Source organism: Okeania sp. SIO2F5 (genome assembly GCF_010692685.1).
In the GTDB taxonomy this organism is placed as follows: domain Bacteria; phylum Cyanobacteriota; class Cyanobacteriia; order Cyanobacteriales; family Microcoleaceae; genus Okeania; species Okeania hirsuta.
In genome coordinates, this window is record NZ_JAAHGU010000253.1 from 1 (window position 1) to 4,791 (window position 4,791).

The following is a 4,791-nucleotide window of genomic DNA, read 5'->3' on the forward strand; positions in this document are numbered from 1 at the left end:
ATTTTAGTACTCAATCCCCCTTTACTACGGCCAATGTTCTCCTGTTCTGCACTACTGTCTTTCGCCCCGGCACTATGTTGATGAGCACGAACAATAGTGGCATCGATCATGGCATATTCATTATCTACATCCTCAGATAGAGCTTGAAATAGTCTTTCCCAGACCCCTGAACGACTCCAGCGACTAAAACGGGTATGGACAACGCGGAAGTCCCCAAATCTTTCTGGTAAGTCTCTCCAAGGAATTCCGGCTCTATATCTGTATAAAACAGCTTCCACAAAGAGGCGGTTGTATGCATGCTGTTCTTCCTACAGTTCCTTCACGGCCTGGTAGTAAATGTTGAATGCGTTCCCATTGGTCGTCACGCAAACCATAACGTCTAGTCATTTAGAGCAGTCCTTAGCATATTATTCCTGTAGTTATTCTTCATAAGCATACTATACTTTTAATGTCAACCTCTTTAATTGATGACACGCCCTAGGTATTAAACCAAGATTTCTTCTTCCTTCTACAAAAGCGATCGCGAATGCTACTCTACACAAAAACAAAGAAAAATTAATTTATGCTTAACTTAAGCCAATTCTGACAGAAACAACAATATACTTAATAAAAAACTCTCAAAACTTATCTTGCCTATTCTTAAAAAATCACAATAAATAAATTGATAAACCCCACTAATCAAATTCATTCAAAAATTCCTAAGCAAAATATAATCAATATAGCACTACGCAAATAGGTTAGGACATTTATAAATGCTCAAAGTTAGTCAGGGATTACTTCTGACTTTTGACTTTTGACTTTTGACTTGCGCGTAGCGCTATATTATTGTTAGCTAAAAATCATCGGCATGAGTCATTGCCTCAACCCCAACTGTCAAATTCCCCAAAACCCAGACTGGAATATATATTGTCAAAACTGTGGCTCAAAACTACTACTCAAAGACCGCTATCGTCCCCTTAACCTCATTGGACAAGGAGGTTTTGGCAGAACATTCTTAGCTATCGACGAAGACAAACCCTCCAAACCCTATTGCGTAATTAAACAATTTTTTCCAGCATCCCAAGGCACAAACAATATCAGCAAAGCTGCGGAACTCTTTGAAAAAGAAGCTACAAGATTAGACGAATTGGGTAGACATTCCCAAATCCCCGAATTAATGGCCCACTTCATCCAGGATGGGCGACAATACTTAGTGCAAGAATTCATCGCCGGACAAAATCTAGGCCAAGCTCTGGAAATCGAAGGACCTTACAATGAAGAGAAAATTAAAGCTTTACTCAATAATTTACTGCCAGTCCTACAATTTATCCACTCTCACAACGTTATTCACCGTGACATCAAACCAGACAATATTATTCGTCGTCAAAACAGTACCAGTCAGTTAGTATTAGTAGATTTTGGTGCTGCCAAATATGCTCTCGGAACGGCACTCTTGAAAACAGGTACTACTATCGGTACTCCTGAATACACCGCTCCAGAACAAAACCGAGGCAAAGCAGTATTTGCAAGTGACTTATATAGTTTGGGGGTGACTTGTTTACACCTTTTGACCAACGTTTCCCCTTTTGAGTTATTTGATGTGGGTGAGGGTACTTGGGTATGGCGACGTTATTTAAAGAGTAATTCTGTGAGCGAACAGTTGGGTTATGTTTTAGATAAACTGGTGGAAAATGCTATTAACCGTCGCTATCAGTCTGTTTACGAAGTCATCAAAACTTTAAATGCTAATACTCAAGTTAATTTGACTCGTATTCAAGATAAAACTGCTATCCAAACACCGGAGGTTACACCTGAACCCCTACCGACTCAAACTTGGAAATGTCTACATACTCTTACAGGTCATCAAAAATGGGTTTGTTCCGTTGCTTTTAGTCCTGATGATAATTTTGTGGCAAGTGGGAGTGAGGATGAAACTGTTAAGTTGTGGGAAGTAGATAGTGGCAAAGAAATATTGACTATGTTTGGGCATTCTGGTTATGTCAACTCTGTTGCTTTTAGTCAGGATGGCAAAATTTTAGCTAGTGGGAGTGAGGATAAAACTATTAGACTTTGGGAAGTTAACACGGGGAAACTTCTTTGTATTCTTGGTGACTGGAGTCTGGGAGAATATTTTGGTCATTCTAAGGGAGTAACGGCGATCGCTTTCAGTCCGGATGGCAAAATTTTGGCTAGTGCGAGTAAGGATAATGATGTTAAACTTTGGCAACTTGGGGACGATATTTATGAACCTAGCTATGGGAAAGTGATAATGACTTTGACTGGGCATTCACGTCCAGTGCGTGCGGTTGCTTTTAGTCCTGATGGCAAAACTTTGGCGAGTGGAAGTGAAGATAATACCATTAAATTATGGGATCTAAATTTAGGTAATGCTGTTCAGACTCTATGCAATTATTATCAGGGGGTACATTATATTTATGCGGTTGCTTTTAGCTGTGATGGTAAAACTTTAGTCAGTGGTGGTCGTGATCGAAATATTAAAATTTGGCAAATAGACCAAGGTGAAATATTAAAGACTTTGGAAGGACATTCAAGAGATATTTGTGCTATAGCTTTTAGTCCTCAAGGAGATATTATTGCTAGTGGTAGTGAAGATGAAACTATTAAGATTTGGCATTGGGAAACAGGTCAGCAAATAGCTAATTTAGAAGGTCATTTAAAATATGTTAATTCTGTTACTTTTTCTCAGGGCGGAAAGAGTTTAGCTAGTGGTAGTAGCGATAATACAATTAAAATTTGGCGACAGGAGTAACAAATTCAAAATTCAAAATTCATTATTCATTATTTATGTCAATCAAGTTCTTCTAAAACACCTTTTTTAAGTCAAAATTCAAAATTCAAAATTCAAAATTCATTATTATGTCAATTAAGCTCTTCTAAAGCACCTTTTTATAGCACTACGCAAATAGGTTATATGGTGTCCGGATTATCAGTGATAACAAAAACTTTATCCTTTTGAACCTTTCTTTCCCTTCTGCCTCTCTTGGTGCGCATTCCCTCTCTTGGTCAGCATTTCGCAAGCGAGCTGGCGTCGTCGCGGGGTCTGACCGCTTGCGTCTGTCGCCGACGCGGGGTCGCACCGCTTCTGCCCTCTGCCTTCTGCTTTTAAGGCAAAATCTCTGTATTTGATGTTAATGAAAACTGCTATAAATTATCGAGATGTACTGACTAAATTTTATCGTTAGAAGAGTAGAAAAAAAAGATGAATTACTGCCTTAAAGAAAATTGCAAAAATCCTAATTCTCCACCAGAAGCTAGAATTTGTCTACCTTGTGGTTCTATGTTACTTTTAAAAGACCGCTATAGAGCCATTAAAATGATTGGTCAAGGAGGTTTCAGCAAAACTTATTTAGCAGTAGATCAAGACAAACCTTCTAAACCACCATGTATAATTAAACAATTTTATTTTATCTCACAAAATGAAGTAGATATAAAAAGAGCGATCTCTTTGTTTGAAAAAGAAGCAGAAAAACTAGATGCTTTAGGAGAACATCCTCAAATAGCTGAATTATTAGCAAACTTACATGATGATTATTGTCAATATTTAGTCCAAGAATTTATACCTGGAAAAAACTTAGCTCAAGTTTTAGAAACAGAAGGAATATTTTCCGAATATCAAATTCGAGAACTATTAAATAGTCTGCTGCCAGTGCTAGAATTTATTCATTCCCACAACATTATTCATCAAGATATTAAACCTGAAAATATAATTCGTCGTTTACCATCAAATTCTGCTTATCAAGCAGGAATAAAAGGTCAATTTGTATTAGTAGATTTTGATGTAGCAAAACAGTTAACTGGAACTCCAATATTTAAACCAGGTAAAATATTATGTACTCCCGAATATGTAGCTCCAGAACAACTCAAAGGTAGAGCAAATTTTGCCAGTGACCTATACAGTTTAGGCGTAACCTGTATCAATTTACTAACCAATATTTCTCCATTTAAACTATTTGATACTGGGGAAAATAAATGGGTATGGCGAGATTATTTAATCGATAATCCGATTAGCAAAGAATTGAGAAATATTCTCGATAAATTAATTACTGCAGCTACAAACAAACGTTATAAATCTGCTACAGATGTCTTAAAAGATTTGAATTACGGGAAATTACCACCCCCACCTACACAATCTTTACTCCAATTTTCATTCCCAAAAATTTCTCTCAAAGATACAAATTATGTACCAGGATTACATCTTTATTCTTGGGGAAAACCTCAAACTATTTCTGGTCATTTAAGTGCAGTTTCATCCGTTGCTATTAGCCCAGATAATCAAATGATTGCTAGTGGTAGTTTTGACCGGACTATTAAATTATGGAAATTATCTACAGGAGAATTATTAGACTCTTTTATAGCTTCTAATATAGTTTTATCAATTGCTTTTAATCCTCAAAGTAATATCCTAGCTATTGGTAATGTTGGTGGAATTATTAATATTTGGGACTTAGCCACAAGTACAATTAGTTGCAGTTTATCCAGACATTCTAATTCTATTGTTTCAATGCCAGTAGTATTTAGCCCAAATGGAGATTTTATTGCTAGTGGCAGTGACAACCGGACTATTAAAATTTGGCATCAAGAAACTTGTCAACTTTTGTACAGCATCAAAAATTCTCGTGGCATTAATGTAGTTGCTTTTAGCCCCGATGGCAAAATTCTTGCTAGTGGTAGTAGCGATAATGTGATTAAACTATGGGAAGTAGAAACAGGTACTCTTATAGATAAACTAATTGGACATACTAGAGATATTAATACAATTGCTTTTAGTCCTGATGGTAAAGTTTTAGTGAG

The 4,791-nt window shown here is 36.7% G+C and carries 2 protein-coding genes and 1 pseudogene; 2 read left to right on the plus strand and 1 reads right to left on the minus strand.

Annotated elements, in window-relative coordinates:
• Window positions 1-387 (minus strand): annotated as a pseudogene (locus F6K27_RS32435) (IS5 family transposase); the annotation flags it as partial.
• Between the two features lie 460 nt (window positions 388-847).
• Here F6K27_RS32435 and F6K27_RS32440 point away from each other — a divergent pair.
• Entirely contained in the window at window positions 848-2,749 is a 1,902-nt protein-coding gene (locus tag F6K27_RS32440; protein WP_287279680.1) for a serine/threonine-protein kinase, read from the plus strand.
• Between the two features lie 450 nt (window positions 2,750-3,199).
• Window positions 3,200-4,791, plus strand: a 1,592-nt coding sequence (locus F6K27_RS32445) for a serine/threonine-protein kinase (protein ID WP_287300966.1), incomplete at its 3' end; no start/stop codon positions are given.

Bases quoted from the DNA above. Each gene is read 5' to 3' on its own strand.
- F6K27_RS32440 (WP_287279680.1), top strand. From the start codon at position 848: ATGAGTCATTGCCTCAACCCCAACTGTCAAATTCCCCAAAACCCAGAC.